Source organism: Vibrio sp. D431a (assembly GCF_030248655.1).
Lineage (GTDB): Bacteria > Pseudomonadota > Gammaproteobacteria > Enterobacterales > Vibrionaceae > Vibrio > Vibrio alginolyticus.
Window position 1 is genome coordinate 53809 of the sequence record NZ_JAHGAP010000019.1, and the last position, 24700, is coordinate 78508.

The following is a 24700-nucleotide window of genomic DNA, read 5'->3' on the forward strand; positions in this document are numbered from 1 at the left end:
GATTTGTTCGTTCACAAAATTTGAAAAATCTGCCTTAGTAACCGATAGTTTATTTGATGCATATCAAATAATAATTCGTCGTGTCTTACACGATATGTTAATAACAACGCTAGGTGAAATGCTCAATGGGTCAGGTACAAATCAGTTTCCACAAAATTGATGAGATATTGAAGCTAAACGGCACGGCTCAGCTAAACCGGGTCACGCTAGATATTCATCAACACTTGCAGAGCCATTGCACTTGCGTTGTAGAAGTTGCGCATCTTCAGCATTCGGCTCATACCATTTCCTTCGCCAGCAATGGAAAAATTACAGACAACCTAAGCTACCACCTTTCAGGCACCCCCTGTGAAAAAGTGGCGAAAGACATTGGCGAACATATTTTCTATCAAGACCAGGTATACAAGCGTTTTCCTGAAGATCAGATGTTTCAAGAAGATGGCATTCAAGCTTACATTGGCCTGCCATTGAAGACACAAAATGGCGAAGTTCTGGGAATTTTACTGTCTACCTTTACCCGAAGCATCCACGCGAAAGAAGCGCAAGATATCCTCGACTTCCACCGATTTTATGCCAATGTCATTATTCATAGCTTACGTGAAAAGTGGGTCAGTGAACGTTCAGATAAGCTTCTTAATCAGCTTAGCTATGAGGTATCGCATGATAACCTAACTGGACTGCTCAACCGTAGCTGTTTAGCTGATACCTTGGAGACATTAACGCAGCAGGCGACTCGCCCATTCAGTTTGGCGTATCTTGATATCGATAATTTCAAATCGATCAATGATATCAACGGAAACTATATCGGCGACCAAATCATTAAGTTCACAGCTAACGCCATTCAACAGAGCTTGTCGTCGCCAAACAATGCGTTCCGTGTCGCAGGAGATGAATTCGCCTTCATCACGTACGACGAAGATCCTGTAGCCGTGTGTCAGGAAGTACTCGACAAAATTGAAAGTGGCTACAGCGACAAATCTAACCGGATTTCTTTCACCGTTAGTATTGGTATTGCGCGTGCCCCAGTACATATGTTGAACAGCGATGAGCTGATTTTGAATGCCAGTCTCGCTCTCAAAGATTGTAAAAAACACCGCGATACACGGATTCAGCATTACGACACACACCTTAGTGCGTTATACCACCGTAGGACGCAGCTTATTGAGGCAATGCGAATCCAGCTAAGTACTGATATACAAGACAGCGATGAGTTGTATGTAGTGGTTCAACCGATCGTCGATATCACGAGCGACCGCTGGAATTACTTTGAAATTTTGACTCGTTGGAATAGCAATATCTATGGAAATATCTCTCCAGCAGAGTTCATTGAAGCTGCCGAACAATCAGGCCTGATTATCGAGTTAGGTGAACGGATTATTGAACTCGCGTGTATCGCAAAGCAAGAACTCGAAGCGAACCTAGGCTATAAAGTCAAACTCTCCATCAATTGCTCAGCGTATGAGCTGGTTGATTCCAACCGTTATATTAATCACTTAACCAACATGGTTGAAAAGTATCAGCACGAAGCAAAAGACTTTGTTATAGAGCTCACCGAGACCGTCTTACTCTCACAAAGTGGCCGTGAACAGATGGTACTTAACTCGTTGCGATACTTGGGTTTTAAAGTCGCACTGGATGATTTTGGTACGGGATACTCAAGCTTGAACTATATACACAATTATCCGATTGATAGCATCAAAATCGATGCTACCTTTGTGCAGAACATGCTCTCAAATACAACCTCTGAACAAGTAGTGTTTTTGATAGCACAATTGGCAGAGCTGCTTGATGTGGATTTGATTGCCGAAGGCGTAGAAGACGATAGAGCACTACAAAAGTTAATTGAAATGGGCTGCCACTACATCCAAGGTTACTTTTACTCTCGTCCACACAGTGTTGAAGAAATCGTACACCTGATAAATGAACGTGAAGTGCGGAGTGCCTAACGTACTGAACAGACTGCTGTCATAGAATTCAAATCTAGTTAATGCACAAAGTAAAAGAGACCAAGCTATGCTTAGTCTCTTTTTGTTTTTTAAGCGAAGTACTTTATTACAGCACTGCTTTCTCTTTATCGCGTAATAGTCTATCCATTTCATCTCTGTTCGCGACAAAAGTAGCCATCTCTTTCTTAGGAACAGAACTCGCCATTGGGATATTTGCTCGCATAGCGTTAACTGGACGGCCGTATTCAATCAACTCATAGTGAAGGTGTGGTCCAGTCACTCGACCTGTTTTACCAGAAAGACCGATACGCTGGCCTCGAGAAACCTTTTGCCCTTTCTTCACCAAAATCTTACTTAGGTGTAAGTAACGGGTTTTGTATTTGCTGCCGTGCTCAACAACCACGTAGTTACCCGCATAGGGGTGTTTACGAGTCATGATCACTGTACCATCACCAGTAGAAACGACTGGTGTACCGGTTGGTACAGCAAAGTCAGTGCCGTTGTGCGGCGCAACACGCCCCGTTACTGGATGTAAACGATTAGGGTTGAAGCCAGAACTGATACGCCAACGACTACTTACAGGGTAACGCTGGAATGCGCGCTGTAAGCTTTCACCTTTGGCATTGTAGAATTGACCATCAGTATGAAGGTAAGCGGTGATCTCGCGGCCGCGATTATAAATCTTAATCGCCTCAATTTCGTTCTTACCTGTTGGTACACCATTGATGCTTTGTGAGCGACGAACAACTTCAAATCGATCACCTGCACGAAGATCACGTCCAAAGTTAAGTTGTTCTTTGAGTAAGCTTACGACTTGACTCACTTCCGCCGACGTTAAACCTAAACGACTCGCAGAAGAAGAAAAACTGCCTTGAATAACGCCAACTAAAGGTTCTTGGCTCCACACGCCAGGAATGGAAATATCAGTAAAGTCATAGCTACCATCACTATTCAGCTTGTAGACCACTTTATCTGCAATAGAAAATTGCAGTTCCATTTTCGCTAACTCGCCTGTTGCATCATCACGCCAGAAACGGAGCGTATTGCCCGGCTTAAGTGTATCAAGTGCCAAGTAGTTCAAATCCGTTTCCATTACTTTCATTAACGAGCTGTAACCGAAACCGAGCTGACTAAAAATAGTGCTTAGGTTGTCACCTGCTTGGATTTGATATTCGAAGTTCGGGGGAGTGACAACTTCGGCAGTTGTCGCATCAAGAATTTTTTCAACGACCTGAGATTCAGGTAGGTTCAATGCGATGGTTTTGGTTAAAGATGACTCTTTGAGAGAGTGAGAAACACCAATCGCAACTAAAACTGGCAAGGAGTATAACAGCAGCGCTCTACGACTTGTCAGATTCGGCAACCGTCTTGTAATTTCATTTGTAGACACGGGAATTACTATCTCCTTTCAAACAAGGCTCATAGCTTATGCATTCCCGAATAAGAAATCACTAGGAAATTTCGAGATCTAGCGCAGAAAATACTGAATTTTTACAGAACTCAAAAAAAATTCATCACTGTTGCATATGTAAGTTATTCCCTACACGCTGTAATGTGGATGAATTGAATTGATTTGGCGTGTCTGCCATTGCTTGATCGTCACCGTGCGCTAAATATGAAAGCGTGATAGTTGTATCACTTTTCCATTCGAGCTGAGTAAATTTCACGCGGTCACCAACAAAAACACTGTCTAAAAGGACAACTCGGCTCGGCACGGGGTCAAACTTGAACAAGCCAACATAGTTAAACGAACCGCTACCTTGTGTCGTTACAATCATCGGTGCAACAACCCATGAAACACCTTCAATCTCACGCTGGCTAATCGACGCAGTTGGAACAAGTACCTGACCTTTTGTCGCACCTGCATCATAGTCACCTATCAAATAGCCGTTTTCTTTATCCCACTCATCAAGAAAAGTGACCGCACTTTGCTCGGGGACTTGGATCGTCCAAGGATTACGTGCAGTGATACCAAGCGTCTCTTGCACAATAACGTTAGTTTCTACTTCTGTTTGAGGAAACTTAGCCATGATCTCGTCATCAGACAAACTAAAACGATAAACACCCGCGATCACAACCACAACCAATAAAACGATTGGAATAAGTAGAATAAGTGGTATCGGCAGGATTTTTTTGTGAGTCATGAAGACTTCCTTGTTTCAAGGTATAAACGAAAAGCGAGTATACCATTGTATACCCAAATGATTTCACCTCTTCAAGTGTTTCAAAATTAAACTAAACTGATTGTATCCAAATAGTTTCAAGTCCAGAGCTCATAACGAGCTAGTGACACAAGCTCTGTGCTCTAGGTCTATTGGTGTATTGGGACAAATAGGTAATCACGATGACAAAAACCATTCATACATGCGAGTGCGCCTGCGGTTTAGTTGAGATCCGTTGTAAGGGAGAGCCCACCCACACGTCTGTCTGCCATTGCTTCGAATGCCAAAAACGAACTGGCAGTGTTTTTGGGGTACAAGCTCGCTTTGAAAAAGAGCATGTCACTTTAAACGGTGAAGTCACTAGCTATACCCGAATTGGCGATGATGGCAGTGAGGTTCAGTATGACTTTTGTCCATCCTGCGGCACGACAATGAGGTTGTTCGTTGCTGCATACCCAGAAATCATGATCATTCCCGTCGGTCTATTTACCGATAAAGAGTTCCACCAACCTACCGTTTCAGTCTATGAACAAATGAAACACGGGTGGGTGAGTTTCGAATGCACAACGGAACACATCTGCTAGCGAGCAATCCGCGTTCACGTATTTACTTTGGCTCGGACAACCGCCCTATAAGTGAGATTTTTTTGAGAATGATCAATCGAGTTTTACTGTAAAGGGTTTCGTAACTCGGTGTGAGCGCTATAATCGGCTCCTAATATTTGGTGGGGGTTTATTGTGATTTCCAGACTTCCTCGTTGGGTGGAATATGGCGCGTTTCTACTAGCTCTTCTCGCGGGCTGCGTCAACGCCGTTGGTCTTCTCGGCTTTCAACACCAAGCGATAACTCATCTTTCGGGAACCGTAACTCAGCTAGGGAACAGCTTGCTAACAGGTGTGGATAGCTCCATTCACCTGCTCTTCATCGTATTTAGCTTTTTGATTGGCGCTGCCTTTAGCGGCTTTTTTATTGAAAGCAGTGCGTTAAAACTAGGGCGAAGATATGGTGTTGCACTGTGCATAGAAGGGAGCTTGCTCTTACTCAGCTTGGGCTTTTTGGTGCAAGGGGATTTGTACGGCCAATATCTAGCATCAGCAGCATGTGGATTACAAAACGCAATGATCACCACGTTTAGCGGCGCAGTAGTCAGAACCACACATATGACCGGAATCATCACCGATCTAGGGATTATGATTGGAGAGAGCTTGAGAGGTCGTCAATTTGACCGACGTAAAGCAAAATTATTCCTATTCATTTTCTTTGGCTTTTTGTTTGGCGGCGCGGCGGGAGCGGCTCTATTTACGGTATATGGTTTATATACGCTGGTTTTCCCAGCAATATTGGCTTTTTCTACGGCTCTGATTTACTGGAGTTACCTATACATACTTAGCCGTCAACAAAAAGCATAAAATTTCGATCCGATTGAAGCGACATGCTTCAATCGGATTTGGCTCAATAGGTTCACACTGCAACGGTACAAGAAACGCTGAACGGTATTTTGACACCACTAAAAACCTTAGAATAGATAAGGCTAACTGAATTTCTGGCTAAGAAGTTAGTCAGATCAAAATCACATTTGTTTACCATTTTATTATTCCAGTCACAATGCGCCCCATAATTCACTGCGCAATTCGCCTCTCGTGCTACAATTTTCTAACACAAGCAACATATTCGCATACACTTAGACGTTATTTGACCAATTACCCGACAAATCGGCTGAATAACTAGATGTATTTAATGAATAGTATTGCAATGGATGCAGTTTGCGGGTACCCTCCGCAAAACTGTGATTAAATACGGATGTTTAGTGAATATTTATGTCATGGAAATGGCAAGTATTGACTAGTAGTAACACGAGACAACTATGCATAACACCACTAATGCTACTGAAGCTCCTAAGGGCAACTTTTGGATGTTTTTCATCCCTTCCCTAATTGGTCTTCTACTCTTTATGGCTCCGATCTCTTACGATGGCGGCCTAACCATTCCCGTTGCAGTGATGGCAAAAGTCATCCCAGCGGTGTTAGGCGATACCTTGATTGCTATCGTCACCAGTATCATCGCTTTCATGGCCGTTGCTTCTGTTCTTTGCAAAATTTTTAAGCCAGCTGCAATTTTACGAAATGGTTTTTTAAACGGTCTCTTCAACCCATCTCCACTTTGGCTCGTTGTTCGTTTAATCGGCGGCGCTGCCGTGTTAATGACGTTCTTCCAAGTGGGTCCAAAAGCAATTTGGGAAGAGAACACTGGCGGGCTTGTTCTTACTGGTCTTCTACCTACTCTGTTTGCCGTTTTCATTTTCGCGGGTTTACTGCTTCCGCTTCTTTTGAACTTCGGTCTTCTGGAGCTATTTGGTGCGTTACTCAGTAAAATAATGCGTCCGGTATTCAACCTACCTGGCCGCAGTGCAATTGACTGTATGGCATCTTGGCTAGGCGACGGAAGTGTTGGTATCTTGCTAACCAGCAAGCAATACGAAAATAAGTTCTATACTCAGCGTGAAGCGGCTGTTGTCGGGACCACTTTCTCAGCAGTATCGATCACGTTTAGCTTAGTTGTTATCGCTCAGGTAAAACTAGAGCACTTATTTTTGCCTTTCTACGGCGCTATCTGTCTAGCTGGTATCGTAGCTGCGATTATCATTCCTCGCCTGCCTCCGCTTAGTCTGAAGAAAGATCGCTACATTGACGGCAGCAACCCAGATAAAGACGCAGATGCAGTGCCAGAAGGCCACACCACATTCTCTTGGGGTATGGATCTAGCTCTTAAGCGTGCTGGTCAAGTCACATCGGTTCAGTCTGTATTTAAAGAAGGCGTACACAACGCAGTCGACATGGTATTTGGCGTACTACCTGTAGTTATGGGTCTTGGTACCGTCGCATTGGTGATTGCAGAATACACGCCTGTATTTGCAATTCTGGGTCAACCGTTTATCCCATACCTAGAGCTACTGCAAGTCCCTGAAGCTGTTGCAGCATCACAGACAATCGTTGTTGGCTTTGCAGATATGTTTATTCCAGCAATTTTAGCGGCCTCAATCGATAACGAAATGACACGTTTTGTTATTGCAGCAATGTCAGTAACTCAGCTTATCTACATGTCGGAAGTAGGTGCCCTACTGTTAGGCAGCAAAATTCCAGTAAACATTGTAGAGCTCTTCGTAATTTTCATTTTACGTACGTTAATCACATTACCTGTGATTGCTGGCGTTGCTCATCTTATTTTCTAAAATCGAGACGTCAATAAACAAAGGCTCCGCATCGTCGGGGCCTTTTTTATACCTAAAACTCCGTCCACATTATGCTTTTAGTAAAAAGCTCATAATTTACAAAGACAAAACTTCAACAAAACACCTGTCAGCACCAACAAAATTTTCATCACCTCACCTGTAAAGCCAGTTGATGCCACTGTTTGTTAAGCAATTCTTTTCATTATGACGATTTCATTAATTGAGATCGCAAACATGATCACACTCACAAGTTTTAACGTAAATTGTCGGTTTGTTTAAATTTAGTTAAAAAAGACGACAAATGAGTTCATGTTTTTGACAAAGATGTCGATAAAAATATAACCAAACACAATAGGTTTCTCTTTATGCCCAATTCGCTCGGTTTAAAAGAGGCGAAAGCAAAGTGGAACCAACCGGGAGAATCAGAGGAAAGCTCATGAAATTCAGACATAAGGTTGTCACAGCCTCTTCATTTTTGCTGCTAATTACCGTGTCGTTATTGTCGACACAACAAGTTATGACCATCCGCTCCCAAACTCAGGAGCAAATCGACTCAAGTGTCAACGAGATATTGACCAGTGTTGGTAACACTGTGCAATCAGAAATGAATGCAAAGAAGGATCTCGCTCGCTCCATTACTGAAGTGATTGAGCTTGACCCCAGTTCACATAGCTATGTTCAAAACATACTTGAAAGACCCACGCCAAAAAGCAGCTTCCTTGCCATCGGTTTTGGTTATGAAAGTAATGGCTTTGTGATTGAAAATGACGACGGCTGGGATGCGGGTCCAGACTACGACCCACGTCAGCGTCCTTGGTTTATTGCAGCTAAGAGCAAAGGCGATTTGGTCGTAACCGATCCGTACGTCGATGCGTCTTCGAAAAACGTTATAATCTCTGTTGGTACGCCAGTAAAAGAAAATGGCCAGTTTTTAGCCGGTATGTTTTATGACCTCGAATTAACTACCCTTTCAGATCTGGTCAACCAAGTGAATCTGTTTGATGCTGGTTACTTATTTCTGGTCACCGCTGATGGCACAACCATTGCTCACCCTCAAAGTAAATACAACGGTGAGAAAGTCGGTAGCTACCTCCCACAAATCGAACTTACGCAATCAGCACAACATGTTGAGATTGATGGCAACCGCTACATGGTTAACCTGACTCACATTCCTGGCGAGAACTGGTACGTAGGTTCGGTGATCGATGAAGCTGTTGCCTATTCTGCCGTAGGAGAGCTCCGTAACAACGCTATTATTTATTCAATCATTGCCGTGATTGCATCTATTATCGCCCTAACTCTGTTGATTCGCACTCTCATGCGTCCTTTGGACACGCTAAACAATGCGATTAAAGATGTAGCATCAGGGAAAGGCGACCTCACACAACGCCTCGAAACAGATACTGACCAAGAGTTTTCTGAGCTTGCCACAAACTTCAATACGTTCATGGAGAACTTACAACAGCAAATCATTGAGTCGAAACGTATTTCTGATCAAATTTTAAACGGAACTCAAATCACCGCTGAGGGCGCAAAAGACTCGGCAGGCGCAATTCACACGCAGCTGCAAGAGCTAGAACAACTTGCTACCGCGATGCATGAGATGTCTGTCACCGCGACAGAGGTTGCTAATAATGCGCAAGGTGCGGCAAGTGCAGCCAAAGAAGCCGACCAAGCAACGGTTGAGGGGTCTTCTATCGTTGGTGAATCGACACAAACGATAAACATGCTTTCCGATAGCATTGACCTTGCAGTCGAAGAAGTACAAGTGTTGGAATCTGCTACCGCCAATATCGAAACGATTCTAAAAGTCATCAACGATATTGCGGACCAAACAAACTTACTCGCGTTGAATGCCGCAATCGAGGCTGCACGTGCGGGAGAATCTGGCCGAGGCTTCGCCGTTGTTGCAGATGAAGTACGTACACTGGCACAACGTACTCAAGAGTCGACAACAGAGATTCGTACTATGATTGAGCAACTACAATCTGGCGCTTCATCTGTGGCAAATGCCATGCATCAAAGCAAAGGTAGTGCTATAGAGGCCGTTGAAAAAGCGGGTTTAGCAAATAGTGCGTTACAACGCATTCGTGACGCGATTCAGCGTATTTCCGATATGAACTTGCAAATTGCCTCAGCAGCTGAAGAGCAAAGCCTTGTCGCTGAAGAGATCAACAACAATACGGTGAATATTAAAGACCTATCGACTCAAGTCGCCGAATCGGCAAATCGAACCAACGACGCGATGCAGGCGCAACAAGAAGATGTACATAAACAAGATCAAATCTTAAATAGATTTACTGTCTAACACTCATCTAAGCAAAAACAGCGAGCATCGGCTCGCTGTTTTTGTTTTTAACCCTCTACCCTAGTATTGGTCGATGTTACGTGTGCCATATTGGTGCTTTTAAGCTCAACATTACAAGAACGCCGACTATGTGTCCTTTCAAGTTTAATTGAACTCGACATGGATATAGCGATCCTTAAAACGGCGATAATAACGGTCGTCCACTTTTAGATAAGTGAAATCTCCAATCTTTATGTAGGTACTATTCCGAGGAATTCGGTCATGGTAATAGTAACTGCGTCTTGGTCGTCGGTTCTCAACATAAATAACGTCACGATGTTTGTGTTTATGCTTGTGTTTATGATGGTGGTGATGCGCATGATGGTGATCGTACCGATGTCGATGCTTATGCTTCGGGTCAGCCACCGCTTCTGTACTCAACACACCTAAAGACAACATAACGCCAACCATGGCAAAAGATAATTGCTTTGACACAACAGAGCCTCTTATTCATATCAACATCGATATAATAGAAGGGTGAATCACTGTACATGTCAGCCTTTCGCTAAGGAGTTTTACTAAAAAGTCAGCACTAACCGTGATTATCAGAGAAACGTCAAACATCACAAATGCTGATGACTTTGAGTGGCCTAGGTTCGGCTATGAATACAAAAAAGCCGCCCGTTTGAATACGAGCGGCTCAGTTTTTAAATAAGCTAGCGTGATTTTATACTGCTTGGGCAAACAGCAAGAAACAGCCGAATAGGAAGATCATGCTCATTCCCATTGCGCCGCCACCAGCTTCATAAATATTGTCATCTTCTACCGGCACTCGGCGCACTTTCATGGTCATTGATAATGGGACAAAGACCGCGAGAAACACAAGAATAATCCCCGCGTAGCTGAGAATAGCTAGGAAGTGTTCTGGCGCAAATACAGCACCTAATAGTGGTAGCACAAAAGTAGTAACAAAAATCACTGGCTTACTTGCTTTCAGTAGGTCTGCATTTTGATCGTATAGCGCCATTGCAACACCTAAGAACGACGTTAGCAGTGCCAAACCAGTAAACATGGATAGGATGAACTCTAAGCCCTCGTATTGCTGACCTAGTACCGAGATCAACTCTGTTACGTTGGAGTATTGAACAAGCTCATGAGGTGGTAGGTTGCCGACAACCGCTAACAACCATAACAGGTAACAAACAAGCGGAATAGTTGAACCCACGATAATCATATTACGCAGTTGTGTTTTACTCGCTTCTTTGTTGTAAGTTACAAGCGATGGGATCACGACCATAAAACCGAAACTGGTGAAAAGCACCGAACTGGTTTTGATAAGTGCCATTTTATCGTCGCTCACAACCTCATCAAGTCCTTCAAACGAGACGCTTGGTGCAAGCGCAAAAAGTGTCAGGATCAGCGCTACGATCATGCCTAGGAACAAACCGCGATTCAGCTTATCTACTACCCCTGTACCTGCCGAAACAATGATACCAACTAAAAGAGTAAAACCGACTTGGCTTGAGATCGTAGATGTTGGAAGCCCAATTGAGGCTGTTACTTTTTGTACGAGATCACCCGCACCAATGATGTAAGCCATTAATAGACAAACTAACAGGGCGTAAAGCAAGCTGTTGGTTACCAACTGGCCTCCTTTACCAAGCGTTTCGCGAGCAATTGCATTCATGCTCACACCACCACCTACTTTGCAACTGGCTTCAAGAAGGAGCAGCGCAGCATAAGTCGTTCCAGCCCAGATGAACAACATAAGAAGAGTGCCCCAAAGGAGGCCAAATTGAGCAAGCACCATTGGTATAGCAAGCATACCAGCGCCAAGAGCAGTACCTGCAACGATCAGGGAGCTACCGACAAGTTTTAGGTTCACGGTTAATACCTCTAAATTCAATCCGTTAATTTCTCGCCAGTTGTGCTTTATCTAAAGCACACAGCAAAACGCTCCGACTTAGTCAAAATTTGGTTACAAGAGCACTATGTTACAAGAGCCCTGTATGGCTAAGAAAACATGCAACAAAAGGTGGTTAATCATTTGCACATGAACACTTGAGAGTCATTTTTGGCGATGTCATCGTTGATGAAATGTGCGCAACTTTGGGTTCGAAGCAAAATTGTTCATCTTAATTCATCAACCCCATTCGTTATGAATGGATTTGGTTCGAAAAGATTGTAAGGCATAAGCAGGACGATTGAAAAGCAAAAGGTCAATCTTATAGCGATATATTTTAACAACTCTTATCTTTTACCTAAGATGTGTTGTTTTTTTCGTCACTAATTAGTCTTTTATCGCTTAAAGAGAAGGAAGAACGTGCTCAATGGCTCAATTTGGCTGGGTGTACAGATTAATTTACAGTTTAAGTGAAGGTGTTAGATTCCAAGGACGTAGCCTAGATCGGACAATATCGCTATTATTCGCTGCGTACCGACACTGTTCGGTTCACATACCTCTAAACACTGATTTACGGTTCGAAAATATAGGTAAATGAGTGTCCGAATGCTGGGTGTGGTTCCCCAGCATTTGCATCCTTTCTTTTAGATGTCATCAATTGATCGAAATTGCGTAAATCTTGTATCGCCCGACTTTACGACTGTGTTAATACGCTTTATCTAGCGCGCCAATGATATAAGTTAACACTGGAATACCCATATCGGCGACCTGCTTCTCAGTCTCACTCATGTTTTCATGCGCCATCCGCAGCTCTACTTCACTTATCGATTCTTTGTGAAGGTAAAGCTCTTTGTAGTTCATCAATCGCTGTTGTGACTGTTGAATCAGTGTCACAACATTCTCTTTAGTCTCACGATGTTGCTGATCAATTTCACTAAATAAATGATCTAAAATGCGTTGCATTTTGCGAATAGAAGCTTTCGTTTCTATTGATTTGTATGATTGATACTTTTCCATTGAGTTAATAACTGACTAAAATATTTACGTTTTTATAAGACAGTTATTTTTATACTGATTACAAAGCAGGTAAATATGTGGTGGTTAAACTGGTCCACTTCTTGCTCCGTTTAGGTCAAAACTGTCCTTTCAGGAGAGCACATGCAGGTAGACCCTATAATTCAAGCACTGATCGCAAGACGAAAATCGAATGGCCTCTCCCGTGAGCAAATGGCAAACATCGCTGGAATGAGCGTAAAAACATATCAAAGGATCGAGCGCGGAGAGTCCGATCTTAAACTCTCACAATATCGTGCCATATTGCGTTCGCTTCATTTGACTGACCTAGATATTGCTTTAGATGTACGTGATGTTCAGCATGTCACAGCAAATGACCTAACGGCCGTGGCGCGATTGCTCTCACCGGAAGCTCAGTCCCTGCTCGTTCGCCTGTTATCGTTAGTCCTTGAACAAAAGAACAAGAAAGGTGATTAACGACATTACTCATACCCAAACGATGAATGCCCTGTTGAGCGTTGAAACATGAACCGTTTAGACAAAAATAAAACTCGTCAAATGACGAGTTTTATTTTTTATATCAGTCCGTTACTCTAGGCTTTTTAATTCCGATGTATCAACGCCTTTTATTGCATCTTTCGCCACTTTATCAGGATCAAATACATCACGTTCTTCATATGAACTATCAATCATGCCTTGTCCTATCGCGGTCGCCTGCTTTTGTAACTTATTACCCTCTACCTCACCAGCATCCCAGCCTTGTCGATAATCTGAGTCGGTTTGATACCTTGTTTCGTCCTTAATATAGTGTTCAAAATCATTCCCTGCCTCTTGCATACCACTATGCCGACCGTCATGAAAGCCTTGGATATAAGCTTCATCATAACCGCTCTCTTTTAACGCGCTGTCACTCGTACCACAGCCTGAGAGGAGAACAAAAAATAGCGCAACGAATACCTTATGAAACATATTTAGGCCTCAAAGCTTTCAAATAAATTAATCATAGTTCGCGATTTCAACTTCTGCTTACTTCAGGCTATTAGATAGCATCGTGACTCGACGAAGCCTGTGAACTTGGAGTACAAAGCTGGACAAAGCATCACACCTACTGATAAACATTATACTCAACGTGCGTTTAATACTTCCATCGCAAGTGCTTCATCATCTTGCTCAGCCAAACCGCTAATGCCAATTGCACCGACGATTTTCCCCTCTTGTTCTATAGGCACACCACCCATAAAGCCTGTGATCTTCGGGTCAGTCCAATAACTCAACTGCTTACCCGTCTCACGAGCCCAAGCACCCAGATTGCCGCTAGGCTGACGGTCTCTAGCCGAGGTGTAAGCTTTGTTTTGTGCCAACAAACCTGCTTGCACGCTCACATCATCCATTCGGGCAAAACCGAGCAATTCTCCATGTGAATCAACCACGGCAACCGCAATGTTTTGCTTGCGAGCAGCAGCAATTTCCAATGCCGTTTGAATCAGAGTTTGAACTTGTACATATTTCATTTTTCTCTCCTACGGGATCTCATGACCAAGGGTTTTCTCGAACAAGCCATACCAATGGCTGCGTGATAGCGTGACGTTCTCTACTTGAGCACAAGCGCGAATACGCTGTGGGTTTGCGGTACCAATAACAGGCTGAATTTGGTTTGGATGACGCATTAGGAAGGCTAAAACAATCGCCTCAGACGACACACCATATTCAGCTGCTAGCGCCATTACCATCTCCGCCGTCTGTCTGGTGTTGTGATCATCAGAATGTAAACCACGCTCTGAGAATCTTCCCTGCGCCATACTGCCCCACGCTTGCAGTTGGATATTGTGCTTACGGGCATGTTCCAGTATTCCTGCAACGTAGTCAGATGCAGACGAAGGAAGCCCCATGCCTTGCTTGATGAAGTCAGACTTAGCCAGACTCATTTCCAACTGGTTCGCCACAACAATTTCGCCCGTTGCTTGTTGAAGAAGATCAATTTGAGCACTGTTCATGTTAGAAACACCGAAGTGGTTAACTTTGCCAGCTTGTTTCAGGGCTTGTAGCGCTGTGCCCAGTTCTTCAAATTCAACCAGAGGATCAGGACGATGCAGCATCAAAACATCAAGGTTTTCCACGCCAAGGCGCTCAAGAATGCCCTCAACAGAAGCCGTCACCCATTTGGCAGAGAAGTCATACTGCTTAACACCTTGCTCATCTCCTAGACGGATGCCGCACTTGGATTGCAGATAAATTCGCTCTCGTAAGGTTGAGTCATTGGATAAGATGCACCCAAACACTGCTTCTGCCTTACCGAATTTGTAGATATCCGCATGATCAAAGAGATTAATGCCTACCTCTAATGCTGCCTCTACAGCGGCATAAGCTTGGTTTTCATCTTGGGCGGTTAATGGGTTGCGATTCCACTCCCCTCCAAGCCCCATGCAGCCGAAGACCAAGCGGCTAACGTTAGGTAAGGTTTTGGCGAGCGGTAGTGTTGGATTGTTCATCGTTGTTCTCACTTTTCCGATTTCTGCATCTTCAATTTCTTAAGTTAACTCGAACCATCTTACCGTTCGTAAAAATTAGTTTAATACCGTAAAATCGAATTCATTATCCTCGCTACCGAACAATTAAAGCGAACAATAAAGACGAGCAATCAAGATGGCAGATTATAAGAGAATCGAAAAACTGATGCTGTTTGCCGAAGTGGCTCAAACACTCAATTTTTCTAGAGCAGCGGAGCAACTTGGCATTTCTAAAAGTTACCTGTCGGAACAAATCAAACGATTGGAATCGGAACTCGCCACGCCTTTGATTGTTCGAACCACACGCAGCGTGAGATTGACGGCAGAAGGTGAATCGATCTTTGCACAAGCGGAAGATCTCAAACGCCGCGTAATGGAAATGGAAAAGAGTTTAAGTCAGCAATCTGAGCAAGTAGACGGTCTGATTCGTCTTACTGCTCCCAAGATGTTTGCCGAAGCGGTGCTGCATGATTTATGTGTGGCGTTTCGCGCTCTACATCCAAACGTAGAGTTCGAGATCCTTTCTAGCTATCAAGCGTTTAATCTGACGGAAACCAGCGTCGACTTTGCGTTTCGAGCGACAAGAACCCCGCCCGAGAATATGATTGCGCATCACCTTTTGGACTACTACCACTGGCTGGTTACTTCTCCTGAGTATCTTCGAGAAAAAGGCACGCCGGAGACGTTAGCGGATTTAAAACAGCATCAATGCTTAACCACATTGCATCAAAAAGAATGGCCTTTAAGAACGGGAACGGTTCAAACCCAAGGTTGGCTTTCTAGCAATGAAAACCGCTTACTCAAAGAATCAGCCCTATCTGGCAATGGCATTGCACGATTAGCAAGTTACTTTGTCGAGCAAGACGTTGAAAATGGCCGACTAGTGCAGGTTCTATCGGAAGAAACTGACCACCAGCACAACGCGGTTTACTTGGTGTACCCACAACTTATCTATCAATCGGCGAAAACCAGAGCCTTCATTGAATTTGTGAAGCAGCACTTTGCTCAATAACTAAAGCAGTTAATCCGCCGACCACACCGAGCGAATATCTGGCCAACCCCAGTTAGTAAGAGCGACGTCTTCTAAAACACCTTGGAAACGCAAAGTTTGTGTATGGTGGAACATGGGTGCAATCCAATACTCGCTGATCAACGTCGATGCAATTGGCTCCAATGCATTAAGGTAGTCCTCAAGTGGAACGAAAGATCTGACTCTCTGTAGTTGTTCATCTAACCATTGTGCGTTCTTTTCTCCCAAAGTGTGGAATAGCACAGCGTTGCTGAAGAAGTTCGTGAACGCAGAGGCATGACGATTATCATCTAGGTTTATGTTCGTTACGACCATTGTCTCATTTAGCTCACCGTTCTTAGCCTTCTCGTTCAGCTCACGGTAGGAATACATAACAATTTCTACTTTACTGCCAACACTCGCCAAACGATTAGAAATAGCCCGCGCACAGCGACGCAACGCGGTATAGTTATATCCTGCTATCGTAATGTGTTTAGGTAACTTAAGCGGCTCACTGAACGGACGGAGCACTGGCTTCCAACCTGGTAGCAGGTTATAAGCGGGTATACTCCCAAATACAATATTCTCGCGGCGCATCACTTCGGCCAAGCGCTCAGGTTGAATTAGCTCACTAATATAACGGCGCTGCGCTAAAGAGAGTTTGTGCTTAGCGTGCTGATTAAATAAGGCGAATAAGCAACCATCTTCTATTCGACTACGCTTGCTCGCCGATGAGTTTTCTCGGTTTTGCGTCGACATATAGTGTCCACACAAATCCTCCTCGGGCGAAGTATCCCTTTGCAACGTATTTGCTGCCAATGACGGGTTCTCCATTTGCTCGTCATTAACAATCCAGATAGTCACCAAATCCGTTAGAACTCTACATGCATAGTAACCATTAAATGCTTGCAGTTTTAAACGACTTTCATTGTGCTCGACAACAGAGAATGGGCCACTTCCGACCACCAGCTTGTTATTCGCTACGTTAACTTGGCTTACTGGTTGAATGCCGTATTTCACACCAGAAATAAGTCCAGCAAAGCCCAAGTCAGCTCGATTAAGCTTAAAAACAACTTTCAATGGCGTTGGCGCAGTAATGTTAGCAACATGTGCCAACTCTTTTTCGTAGTACTGTAATGAACTCAACTTTGCAAACAAGCTAACCACTGTTTCTGCATCAATGGAATTACCATTATGAAAAGTCAGACCTGGACGAAGGTAGAAAGTCCATTCGTAGGTGTCTTCGTCATAACGCCAGTGATGTGCGAGTTCTGGTTGCACTTTCCCATTGTTATCACTCGAAACTAAGCAACAATAGATTTGCCTTAATAAGAAACGTTCGCTGCTACGCTGAAGTTGATGTGGAACGACGCGCTCAAACATTCGCTTATAGGTTAATTGAATATTGAGCTGTCCTTCTTGAACAGAAGCACCAGACGTTGTTTTTAACAAACGGCCAAATGCCATTTCGTCTTCATCTAATATCGCCAGTGCTTTTTCATACTTGCCTAGCTTGATACGTTCAAGAGCCAAGCTCTCTTTTAAAACGTCTAACTCCATATTCAGAATAAGAGTCGATCGTTGGTTCCGCCCAGCTTTCGGGTGCCAGCTCAACCACGCCTTCTGCTGCATTTGCGTTAGCAGGCTACGAGCATGCCGAGAAGAAGTGAACATGATGTCGGCAATGTCCTGTAACGTGGTTTTTGTTTCATCACCAACGCTAAACGAGAGTAATCGTTGGTAATAGCGAAACAAATTGAGATCAGACACTGAATCAACCTTAGAGCTGTGAAGTTTGTGGATAGGAATAGTTTACTTAAGTTGGCGGCAATAAAATAAGAAAACTTCCTAATTATCTGTTCCCCTTTTCCACAATTAACCTCCAAATTCGGCTTTAAAGCCCCAGATATTTACGTTATTAGGAATAAAGTTAACAAAAGCACTCTCTTTTTTATCTCCCCTTTTATACGCATAATTTACTCGTCAGCGTAAAGGAGGAAGAAATGAAGAAGCCAATGATGGCGTACTTTTTTCAGCAACGCCTAGCTCAATCGAGTAATAAAATAGAAGTGATGACTCTGGTTTATCTTAACGATATGTTCCAGTGGTCATAGCCTAACCTCAAGCAGAACTTAGCTCCTGATATTACACCCCCACTTCGTTGTATCTTAAGTTCTGCTTTTTCATCTTTTGCACTCTACTACCTTATTGCAGGTTACTAAAAGTTAACTAGTTGAAACACCGCAAAACAGAGTCTACATTGAAGTCTCATCCCCCAATCGCTTTGTTGAGAAAGGGGCATTCATGGATATACACCACCAATTCGGGAGTCAATATGGCAACTTCAGTGAAACTTAAAGCGGGCGACAGCTTCCCTCATCTTCAAGCCACTTTGCTAGATGGTTCAAGCGTGACGTTGGGTCAGCCGCAAGGTGATGCGACTTGGCAAGCCGTATTCGTTTATCGTGGTAAACACTGCCCTCTTTGTACTAAGTACCTCAACGAGCTTGAGGGTTACAAACAGGCTTTCGCTGATGCTGGCGTCGATATTCTTGCCGTTTCTGGCGACTCAAAAGCACAGCTAGAGGGGCATCTAGAGAAACTCGAAATCAGCTTCTCTATCGCTTACGGCCTGACCGAAGAACAAATGAAAACGCTAGGCTTGTATGTATCTATTCCTCGATCTGAACAGGAAACCGATCATAATTTCGCAGAACCAGGTCTGTTTGTGGTGAATGAACACGGCGACTTACACGTGGTGGATATTTCAAACAACCCGTTTGTTCGCCCTGAGCTTGGCGCGCTATCACGCGGATTGGCATGGATTCGCGATCCAAAAAATAACTACCCTATCCGTGGCACATTGGATTACTAATATCTTCTACACCCAAGTAAACTTTCTATCCTTAAATAAGCTAGGATTCTTGCCTTAGTGAGAATAACTTAGAATGCATATCAGATCCGTGAGATCTGATATGTATCAACAAGTTGGAAATAGAGTCCTTGTTCATTATACAACGCCTTGATGAAAAACAAGATCAGTGAAGCTCAGGCTCTCCTCAAACGACGTTAAGTATTTACTTCTAAGTCACTTTCACGATAAATACATGAAATTAAGACTAAAAACTTAGACTTAACGGATATATAAATCATAACGGTACCTACACAAGTAGTTGGCTAGCGATTATTATCCTATTGCAACTCACAATTGTGCAATTCTAATAGTTCATACCATAAATGAAAACATAGATACCGTAAGAGACAAAATAAAAGCAAACGATTAAATTATCAATAAAACACCGTTCAATTAAAAATAAAAATTTTCACTTTATATAAATATAATTAATCGTTATTTGCAATCACACATCTTAATTGAGAAATACAGTATGAATAAAATCTCTTTGCTTTATATGGCCGTTTGTATCGGATTAGTTGGATGCGGTTCAGGAGGAAGCGACAACGATCCAGCAAAAGATATACATCCCACCATTTCAAATCCGGAACAAATCAACGCAATGACGGTGGAAAAAGGTCATTTCTATTGTTCTGTAAACCAACAAAAACTGGAACACGGAGGGACATCTGCAAGCATGTCCTACCTGATTGAAAAGAAAAGAAATTCTACGGTTGTTGACGATTATGAATGTACCGAATACGGTTTAAAGAAAGGTGAGTCAATTATCGTCACTAAAAGTGCAATTGAAAACTTTTCATACTCAAAACATTATAAAAGCACGAAGAAGAATGACATTAATGGGTTTAAAATCATCTACCCTACAGGACTTACGACTCCGATTAATAAAGATTATGAAAAAATTACGATCACGTATAATACGGAGAGACCTGACGTTAACATTAAGATAATTCAATATTTTGACGAAAAGTCTAAATTATATACCATCAAAAAATATGAAAGCCACGTTAACGACAACTCACCAATAGGTTTAGTTGAGAAAGAGGAATTCGATAAATATTCCGATTTTGAAAAGAAACTGGAATTAAATAGTGCTTTTTTAAATTCAACTGAAGTGAGTGATTTATTCTACAACTTATTAAGTATGATAAAATAATAACTAAAAATCAAAAACTTAAAAAGTACGATTATGCTCAAGTAGCTTCGATATGCCTGACTCGAAAGAGTACGTTGTTTTACGAAACAAATTACGATTTTAATGAAGCACATCTAAGTTACTTGGGTATAAACGGCGATGTATTGTTAATCAGCTTTCAAAAGAGAGTGACGTTTGCGATTAACTACTTTGGTCTTAACGAAGCTCAATTTGATGCTTTTCAGACCAAATTCGCAAATCATCAAGAATCTTAAGTGCGGTACGGCCGAACTCTGTTAGTTCATAGCTGACTGCAATTGGGCGGTCGCTGATCACTTTACGCACCACCATACCTTCCGCTTCTAGCTCTTTCAGGCGTTGGTCGATCATCTTTTTACTTGCACCGCCTAGCATGCGTGCTAAGTCATTGAAACGAACTGGGCCGTCTTTCAAATGATAAATCAGAGAACCTTTCCATTTACCACCAATTAGACGCATCCCTTTCTCGATAGCACATGGCTCCGCACATACGTTCACCACTGACTTACGACCTTTGCTATCTACACTGATTCTGCTTTCCACAATACACCTCAAGATACGCACCTAATCTAGGTAACGAAAAGTAAGCTATATACATTTAGTGCTTTAGAGTAATAAAAACGTCACCTCGCCGCAAACAAATAAAAATGGACCGCATGTAGCAGTCCATCTCAATTCATCATTCAGTTCGCACTATCTTTCTAAAAGGATTAGAAGTTTTCGTTAATGTGAGCTTCGAAACGAACAAAATCGTTTTCGATATCTGCGTTCTTCATCACGTCGTAACAAGCGAATGTAGGCAGTGCTGACATACCAAAGAAGCGGAAGTTAGCGTGCATGTGGAACATCAAATCGTCCACGCCTTTACCTTGGAATAGGTATTCGCTCTCATCATCAAACGATTCTTCTGGCGCGTTGAATGTCAGTGACAGCATGTATTTGCTGTTGGTTTGAGTGCCGCCTGTACCATAGTTTTTCTTTGGTTCTTCTGCGCTACGGCCATCGAATGCACATAGTGCGCCGCCCATACCCGCAGTAAACACGTCGTCCATGTATTTTTTGAATGACCAAGGCACAGACATCCAGTTGATTGGGCTTTGGATGATCACGCGATCAGCCCACTCAAAGTGTGCGAGTTGCTCATCTACGTTGATCTCATCTTGCATTGTCACAACGCGAACCTCATGGCCTTTTGCTTGCAGAAGCGTCTGTGCTTTGTCGACAAGAGAAGCATTTAGACGACCTTCTGAATATGGTGATGGTTCGTGTGCATTGATGATCAGTACGTTGCTCATGGGATTACCTTTAAATAAGTTCACAAGATGACGCAGTAACCATTGTGCGTCGGATGTGGTTTATTATGGTAACCTAGAAATATAGTGCAACTAGTTAACTTTTAGTAACCTACTTAATTTTTTATTATATCACTGTTTTTAAAACATATATTTTTTCAATTTTTTATTCATCGTTATTTTACGATTAATTTTTTCATCGAGTTGTTGCATCTTCCACAGAGCAGGCGTACACTTTATCGTAATTCGACGATTAACTATTAAGGCCAGCGAATGAGTGATAAGTGCAAGGACACGTGCGAAGTTGTTTTTCAGACAACGCAACAACAGCTCGAGAAAGAACAAACTCTCGCAGCGCAAGCAAAAGCTTTGTCGCATCCAGCACGTTTGCGCATTCTGCATATCCTGCACACGCTCGATACCATGGGCGGTTGTTTGAACAGTGATTTGGTTTCTGAACTGGGTCTTGCGCAATCTACTGTTTCCGAGCACTTGCGTATTCTAAAGCAAGCAGGCTTTATCAGCGCCGAGCCAAACCCACCTAAGGTGTGTTACCGCATTCAACGCGACGCGTTTGATCAGTTCAATCTAGGATTTTCCAAGTTATTTGATTAATGCCCTTTGCACGCTGTTCAGGCGTGCAGAGATAAACTATACCTTTAAATATCGCCTTTCGACGATAAACGAATAAGAGAACACTATGACTACTCAAGTTTTAAATAGTGCCAGCGACAAAATGAGCTTCTTGGACCGTTACCTAACGGTGTGGATTTTTGTGGCAATGGCAATCGGTGTAGGTATTGGCGCAGCATTCCCTCAAGTTGCTGAGTGGAACGAGTCAATGTCAGTTGGTAGCACAAACGTACCGCTAGCGATTGGTTTGATTTTGATGATGTACCCGCCACTCGCAAAGGTGAACTACAACTTGCTAGGCACAGTGACGAAAGATAAAAAAGCGATCACGCTGTCTTTGGTCATGAACTGGATTGTCGGCCCTATTTTGATGTTCATCCTTGCATTGACTTTCCTAGGTGATCATCCGGGTTACATGGTTGGTATCATTCTGATTGGTCTTGCTCGTTGTATTGCCATGGTATTGATATGGAACGATATCGGTGGCGGTAACAAAGAATACGGTGCAGCCCTAGTTGCACTAAACAGCGCTTTCCAAATCGTGACTTACAGTGTGATGGCATGGTTGTTCATCACTGTGTTGCCACCAGTCTTTGGTTACGAAGGTTTCGTGGTTGATATCTCGATGATGGACATCGCGGAAAGCGTTCTGATTTACCTTGGTATCCCATTCCTAGCGGGCTTCCTAAGCCGCAAATGGCTGGTCGCTGCGAAAGGTGAACAATGGTACAACGACGTGTTCATCCCACGCATTTCACCAATTACGCTTATCGCCCTGCTTGCGACCATCGTACTGATGTTCAGCTTGAAAGGTGAAATGATTCTTGAACTGCCAATGGATGTATTCCGTGTAGCAATTCCACTGGCTATCTACTTTGTGTTGATGTTCTTTGTCAGCTTCTTCGTTGGTAAGAAAATGGGCATTGACTACGACAAAAACGCGTCGATTGCTTTCACGGCAACAGGCAACAACTTTGAATTGGCAATTGCGGTTTCTATCGCGGTGTTTGGCCTAAACTCAGACCAAGCTTTTGCTGGTGTCATTGGCCCGCTGATCGAAGTGCCGGTATTGATTGCTTTGGTGAACGTAGCATTGCGAATGAAAACCAAATATTATGGTTAACCTAAAAAGCACAAAAAATACAAAAGCGGTAAAACATTAACTCACCACCGTTTTAATATACTCACTGGGCGTTAGGCCGAACTTACTTTTAAAGCGTTGGCTAAAACGCCCCTCTGACTGATAACCACACAACTGTGCAAGCAGCGCAACGTTATACGAGCCATTTTGCATCAAGTAAAGTGCGTGATTTAAGCGCACTTCTGCCAATACTTCGCGATACTGGGTACCTTCTTGTTTCAGTTTTCGTATCAATGTTGCTCGGCTCATAGAAAAGTGCCCCGCGACCATGTCTAATGAATGCTCCTCCCCTGGAGAGCGCGATAAGTAACGACTAAGTTTCTGACTAAAAGAGATATGTGAACTCGAGAACAACCGATGCAATAACCCTCTCTCAGCTAGCTGCTGATATAGGCCCATAATCCAATAGCGTTGTGTCGCTTCACTTAAGCTTTCCCGCTCAAACGAAAACAAAGCATTTAACGTCGCTTGCAATGCTTTATCTGTCTCAACAACGGGTACATAGTTTCCTAATGCGTTGCTCATGCTTAGCTCCAACATTTCATCGCTAGGCACACAGTGAAAACTGAACATTCGAGAAAGAAATCGCCCTTGTAGAGGAAGATTTTCAAAATTTAGGGATGCATTTGCTTCACAAAGCATGATATTTGGATGATGGATGTCGAGTACTTCGTCTTTCCAGAAAAGATGTTTACTCCCCTTAACAATCTGAATAATGCTTGGGGAGTGAATCCTGACATTACGAAGCTTCTGCTGCTGCTCCGCACGAAACAGCGTAACCTGATATTGGTGACCCATTCTCTCCCCTTATATTCAATTATCGCGTGTAAGTCGTGGTTAATGTCGCTTTACCCAAAGCAACACTATTCAAAGTAAACCCTACAATGGCTGGTGGCGTGTTTTCATCCAAATTCAGTTCTTCAGTTGGCAATGCCCACACCGTAAACTGGTAACGATGCATCCCATCATTCTTTGGAGGACACGCGCCGCCGAACCCCGTTGTGCCGTAGTCAATACGAGATTCTTTGCCGCCTAACTTGTTCATATCAATGCCTCGAGGCAGCTCGCTAACGGTGGATGGAATATTAAACGCTATCCAATGCCAAAAACCACTGCCTGTTGGTGCATCGGGGTCATACACGGTGATCGCAAAACTTTTTGTGCCCTTTGGAGCTTCTTTCCACATCAATTGTGGTGATTGATTCCCGCCATCACATCCCCAACCAGAGTATTCAAATGTCTTCGCCATCGGGTGGCCTTCTTGAATATCTCTACTCACGAGTTCAAATGCATGGGTAGAACCGACCGCAAAAACACTCAATACCAAAACTGACTTGTATATCGCTTTCATGTTTTTCTTCCTTTCAATGAATTCAACACTAGTCTAAATACCCAGCAGTCCGAATCCTTGTCAGTAAGTATCAAAAACCACAAAATAATCTATAATTTTGACACTTTAAGATTCTAACACAAACTTCTTACTCTCTTA

General features: G+C 43.1%; 24 protein-coding genes. 11 read left to right on the top strand and 13 right to left on the bottom strand.

The window, feature by feature from the left end; all coding sequences use genetic code 11:
- The first annotated feature begins 125 nt into the window (after positions 1-125).
- Positions 126-1946 (top strand): bifunctional diguanylate cyclase/phosphodiesterase, encoded by a 1821-nt coding sequence (locus tag KJB35_RS16630; protein WP_005375494.1) that lies wholly within the window; start codon positions 126-128, stop codon positions 1944-1946.
- 106 nt (positions 1947-2052) lie between these two features.
- On the opposite strand, the gene KJB35_RS16635 is transcribed toward KJB35_RS16630, so the two are convergent.
- Both KJB35_RS16635 and KJB35_RS16640 read right to left on the bottom strand, forming a co-directional pair.
- The gene (locus tag KJB35_RS16635; protein WP_025768471.1) at positions 2053-3336 is read right to left on the bottom strand and encodes a peptidoglycan DD-metalloendopeptidase family protein; all 1284 of its coding nucleotides are present in this window, start codon (positions 3334-3336) and stop codon (positions 2053-2055) included.
- 124 nt (positions 3337-3460) lie between these two features.
- Positions 3461-4090, bottom strand: coding sequence for a hypothetical protein (locus tag KJB35_RS16640; RefSeq protein ID WP_170890029.1), 630 nt, complete (start codon positions 4088-4090; stop codon positions 3461-3463).
- A 200-nt stretch (positions 4091-4290) separates the two neighbouring features.
- Here KJB35_RS16640 and KJB35_RS16645 point away from each other — a divergent pair, with 200 nt between their 5' ends.
- The 4 genes from KJB35_RS16645 to KJB35_RS16660 all read left to right on the top strand — a co-directional run bounded on the left by KJB35_RS16645 (position 4291) and on the right by KJB35_RS16660 (position 9645).
- The gene (locus KJB35_RS16645) at positions 4291-4692 is read left to right on the top strand and encodes a GFA family protein (protein WP_025768472.1); all 402 of its coding nucleotides are present in this window, start codon (positions 4291-4293) and stop codon (positions 4690-4692) included.
- Positions 4693-4845: 153 nt separating this feature from the next.
- Positions 4846-5517 (top strand): YoaK family protein, encoded by a 672-nt coding sequence (locus KJB35_RS16650; RefSeq protein WP_206958950.1) that lies wholly within the window; start codon positions 4846-4848, stop codon positions 5515-5517.
- Positions 5518-5972: 455 nt separating this feature from the next.
- The gene (locus KJB35_RS16655) at positions 5973-7337 is read left to right on the top strand and encodes a YjiH family protein (RefSeq protein WP_017635848.1); all 1365 of its coding nucleotides are present in this window, start codon (positions 5973-5975) and stop codon (positions 7335-7337) included.
- A gap of 436 nt (positions 7338-7773) precedes the next feature.
- Complete coding sequence (locus KJB35_RS16660; RefSeq protein WP_017821611.1) at positions 7774-9645, top strand: methyl-accepting chemotaxis protein; 1872 nt, start codon at positions 7774-7776, stop codon at positions 9643-9645.
- A 144-nt stretch (positions 9646-9789) separates the two neighbouring features.
- Here KJB35_RS16660 and KJB35_RS16665 read toward each other — a convergent pair whose 3' ends face one another.
- From KJB35_RS16665 to KJB35_RS16675, 3 genes are all read right to left on the bottom strand, one after another.
- Positions 9790-10119 (bottom strand): hypothetical protein, encoded by a 330-nt coding sequence (locus tag KJB35_RS16665; protein WP_206958952.1) that lies wholly within the window; start codon positions 10117-10119, stop codon positions 9790-9792.
- Positions 10120-10351: 232 nt separating this feature from the next.
- On the bottom strand, positions 10352-11509 hold the full coding sequence (locus KJB35_RS16670) for an amino acid permease (RefSeq protein ID WP_005375474.1): 1158 nt from the start codon (positions 11507-11509) through the stop codon (positions 10352-10354).
- A gap of 723 nt (positions 11510-12232) precedes the next feature.
- Positions 12233-12544 carry a hypothetical protein gene (locus tag KJB35_RS16675; RefSeq protein WP_005375472.1) on the bottom strand — a complete coding sequence of 104 codons (312 nt, stop codon included), beginning with the start codon at positions 12542-12544 and terminating at the stop codon, positions 12233-12235.
- Between the two features lie 141 nt (positions 12545-12685).
- Here KJB35_RS16675 and KJB35_RS16680 point away from each other — a divergent pair, with 141 nt between their 5' ends.
- Complete coding sequence (locus KJB35_RS16680) at positions 12686-13018, top strand: helix-turn-helix transcriptional regulator (RefSeq protein ID WP_031780945.1); 333 nt, start codon at positions 12686-12688, stop codon at positions 13016-13018.
- Positions 13019-13129: 111 nt separating this feature from the next.
- Here the strand turns inward: KJB35_RS16680 and KJB35_RS16685 are convergent, their stop codons facing one another.
- From KJB35_RS16685 to KJB35_RS16695, 3 genes are all read right to left on the bottom strand, one after another.
- A complete protein-coding gene (locus tag KJB35_RS16685) occupies positions 13130-13510 on the bottom strand; it encodes a hypothetical protein (RefSeq protein ID WP_151515419.1) in 381 nt (126 codons plus the stop codon).
- 155 nt (positions 13511-13665) lie between these two features.
- Positions 13666-14052, bottom strand: coding sequence for a heme-binding protein (locus KJB35_RS16690; RefSeq protein ID WP_151515418.1), 387 nt, complete (start codon positions 14050-14052; stop codon positions 13666-13668).
- Positions 14053-14061: 9 nt separating this feature from the next.
- On the bottom strand, positions 14062-15030 hold the full coding sequence (locus KJB35_RS16695) for an aldo/keto reductase family oxidoreductase (RefSeq protein WP_213907598.1): 969 nt from the start codon (positions 15028-15030) through the stop codon (positions 14062-14064).
- A 154-nt stretch (positions 15031-15184) separates the two neighbouring features.
- Here KJB35_RS16695 and KJB35_RS16700 point away from each other — a divergent pair, with 154 nt between their 5' ends.
- Positions 15185-16060, top strand: coding sequence for a LysR family transcriptional regulator (locus tag KJB35_RS16700; protein WP_213907597.1), 876 nt, complete (start codon positions 15185-15187; stop codon positions 16058-16060).
- A gap of 9 nt (positions 16061-16069) precedes the next feature.
- On the opposite strand, the gene KJB35_RS16705 is transcribed toward KJB35_RS16700, so the two are convergent.
- The gene (locus tag KJB35_RS16705) at positions 16070-17827 is read right to left on the bottom strand and encodes an SgrR family transcriptional regulator (RefSeq protein ID WP_025768478.1); all 1758 of its coding nucleotides are present in this window, start codon (positions 17825-17827) and stop codon (positions 16070-16072) included.
- Positions 17828-18392: 565 nt separating this feature from the next.
- Here KJB35_RS16705 and KJB35_RS16710 point away from each other — a divergent pair.
- Positions 18393-18932 (top strand): redoxin domain-containing protein, encoded by a 540-nt coding sequence (locus KJB35_RS16710; RefSeq protein WP_213907596.1) that lies wholly within the window; start codon positions 18393-18395, stop codon positions 18930-18932.
- Positions 18933-19443: 511 nt separating this feature from the next.
- On the top strand, positions 19444-20127 hold the full coding sequence (locus KJB35_RS16715; RefSeq protein ID WP_005385150.1) for a hypothetical protein: 684 nt from the start codon (positions 19444-19446) through the stop codon (positions 20125-20127).
- A gap of 195 nt (positions 20128-20322) precedes the next feature.
- Here the strand turns inward: KJB35_RS16715 and KJB35_RS16720 are convergent, their stop codons facing one another.
- Both KJB35_RS16720 and KJB35_RS16725 read right to left on the bottom strand, forming a co-directional pair.
- Complete coding sequence (locus tag KJB35_RS16720) at positions 20323-20688, bottom strand: helix-turn-helix domain-containing protein (RefSeq protein WP_054865851.1); 366 nt, start codon at positions 20686-20688, stop codon at positions 20323-20325.
- Between the two features lie 167 nt (positions 20689-20855).
- Entirely contained in the window at positions 20856-21440 is a 585-nt protein-coding gene (locus KJB35_RS16725; RefSeq protein ID WP_017635228.1) for an NAD(P)H-dependent oxidoreductase, read from the bottom strand.
- Positions 21441-21710: 270 nt separating this feature from the next.
- On the opposite strand from KJB35_RS16725, the gene KJB35_RS16730 reads away from it, so the two are divergent.
- Positions 21711-22052 carry a helix-turn-helix transcriptional regulator gene (locus tag KJB35_RS16730; RefSeq protein WP_005375451.1) on the top strand — a complete coding sequence of 114 codons (342 nt, stop codon included), beginning with the start codon at positions 21711-21713 and terminating at the stop codon, positions 22050-22052.
- 85 nt (positions 22053-22137) lie between these two features.
- Entirely contained in the window at positions 22138-23193 is a 1056-nt protein-coding gene (gene arsB / locus KJB35_RS16735; protein ID WP_213907595.1) for an ACR3 family arsenite efflux transporter, read from the top strand.
- Between the two features lie 36 nt (positions 23194-23229).
- On the opposite strand, the gene KJB35_RS16740 is transcribed toward arsB, so the two are convergent.
- Together KJB35_RS16740 and KJB35_RS16745 are read right to left on the bottom strand one after the other, a co-directional pair.
- A complete protein-coding gene (locus tag KJB35_RS16740) occupies positions 23230-24009 on the bottom strand; it encodes an AraC family transcriptional regulator (RefSeq protein WP_136976486.1) in 780 nt (259 codons plus the stop codon).
- Positions 24010-24028: 19 nt separating this feature from the next.
- Complete coding sequence (locus KJB35_RS16745) at positions 24029-24562, bottom strand: YbhB/YbcL family Raf kinase inhibitor-like protein (protein WP_047101665.1); 534 nt, start codon at positions 24560-24562, stop codon at positions 24029-24031.
- Positions 24563-24700 lie beyond the last annotated feature (138 nt).

Excerpts from the sequence above, each read along its gene's own strand:
- KJB35_RS16640 (WP_170890029.1), bottom strand. The coding sequence starts at position 4,090 with ATGACTCACAAAAAAATCCTGCCGATACCACTTATTCTACTTATTCCA.
- KJB35_RS16675 (WP_005375472.1), bottom strand. The coding sequence starts at position 12,544 with ATGGAAAAGTATCAATCATACAAATCAATAGAAACGAAAGCTTCTATT.
- KJB35_RS16660 (WP_017821611.1), top strand. The coding sequence starts at position 7,774 with ATGAAATTCAGACATAAGGTTGTCACAGCCTCTTCATTTTTGCTGCTA.
- KJB35_RS16730 (WP_005375451.1), top strand. The coding sequence starts at position 21,711 with ATGAGTGATAAGTGCAAGGACACGTGCGAAGTTGTTTTTCAGACAACG.
- KJB35_RS16690 (WP_151515418.1), bottom strand. The coding sequence starts at position 14,052 with ATGAAATATGTACAAGTTCAAACTCTGATTCAAACGGCATTGGAAATT.
- KJB35_RS16695 (WP_213907598.1), bottom strand. The coding sequence starts at position 15,030 with ATGAACAATCCAACACTACCGCTCGCCAAAACCTTACCTAACGTTAGC.
- KJB35_RS16645 (WP_025768472.1), top strand. The coding sequence starts at position 4,291 with ATGACAAAAACCATTCATACATGCGAGTGCGCCTGCGGTTTAGTTGAG.
- arsB (WP_213907595.1), top strand. The coding sequence starts at position 22,138 with ATGACTACTCAAGTTTTAAATAGTGCCAGCGACAAAATGAGCTTCTTG.
- KJB35_RS16715 (WP_005385150.1), top strand. The coding sequence starts at position 19,444 with ATGAATAAAATCTCTTTGCTTTATATGGCCGTTTGTATCGGATTAGTT.
- KJB35_RS16680 (WP_031780945.1), top strand. The coding sequence starts at position 12,686 with ATGCAGGTAGACCCTATAATTCAAGCACTGATCGCAAGACGAAAATCG.
- KJB35_RS16740 (WP_136976486.1), bottom strand. The coding sequence starts at position 24,009 with ATGGGTCACCAATATCAGGTTACGCTGTTTCGTGCGGAGCAGCAGCAG.
- KJB35_RS16745 (WP_047101665.1), bottom strand. The coding sequence starts at position 24,562 with ATGAAAGCGATATACAAGTCAGTTTTGGTATTGAGTGTTTTTGCGGTC.
- KJB35_RS16630 (WP_005375494.1), top strand. The coding sequence starts at position 126 with ATGGGTCAGGTACAAATCAGTTTCCACAAAATTGATGAGATATTGAAG.
- KJB35_RS16655 (WP_017635848.1), top strand. The coding sequence starts at position 5,973 with ATGCATAACACCACTAATGCTACTGAAGCTCCTAAGGGCAACTTTTGG.
- KJB35_RS16685 (WP_151515419.1), bottom strand. The coding sequence starts at position 13,510 with ATGTTTCATAAGGTATTCGTTGCGCTATTTTTTGTTCTCCTCTCAGGC.
- KJB35_RS16700 (WP_213907597.1), top strand. The coding sequence starts at position 15,185 with ATGGCAGATTATAAGAGAATCGAAAAACTGATGCTGTTTGCCGAAGTG.
- KJB35_RS16710 (WP_213907596.1), top strand. The coding sequence starts at position 18,393 with ATGGCAACTTCAGTGAAACTTAAAGCGGGCGACAGCTTCCCTCATCTT.
- KJB35_RS16725 (WP_017635228.1), bottom strand. The coding sequence starts at position 21,440 with ATGAGCAACGTACTGATCATCAATGCACACGAACCATCACCATATTCA.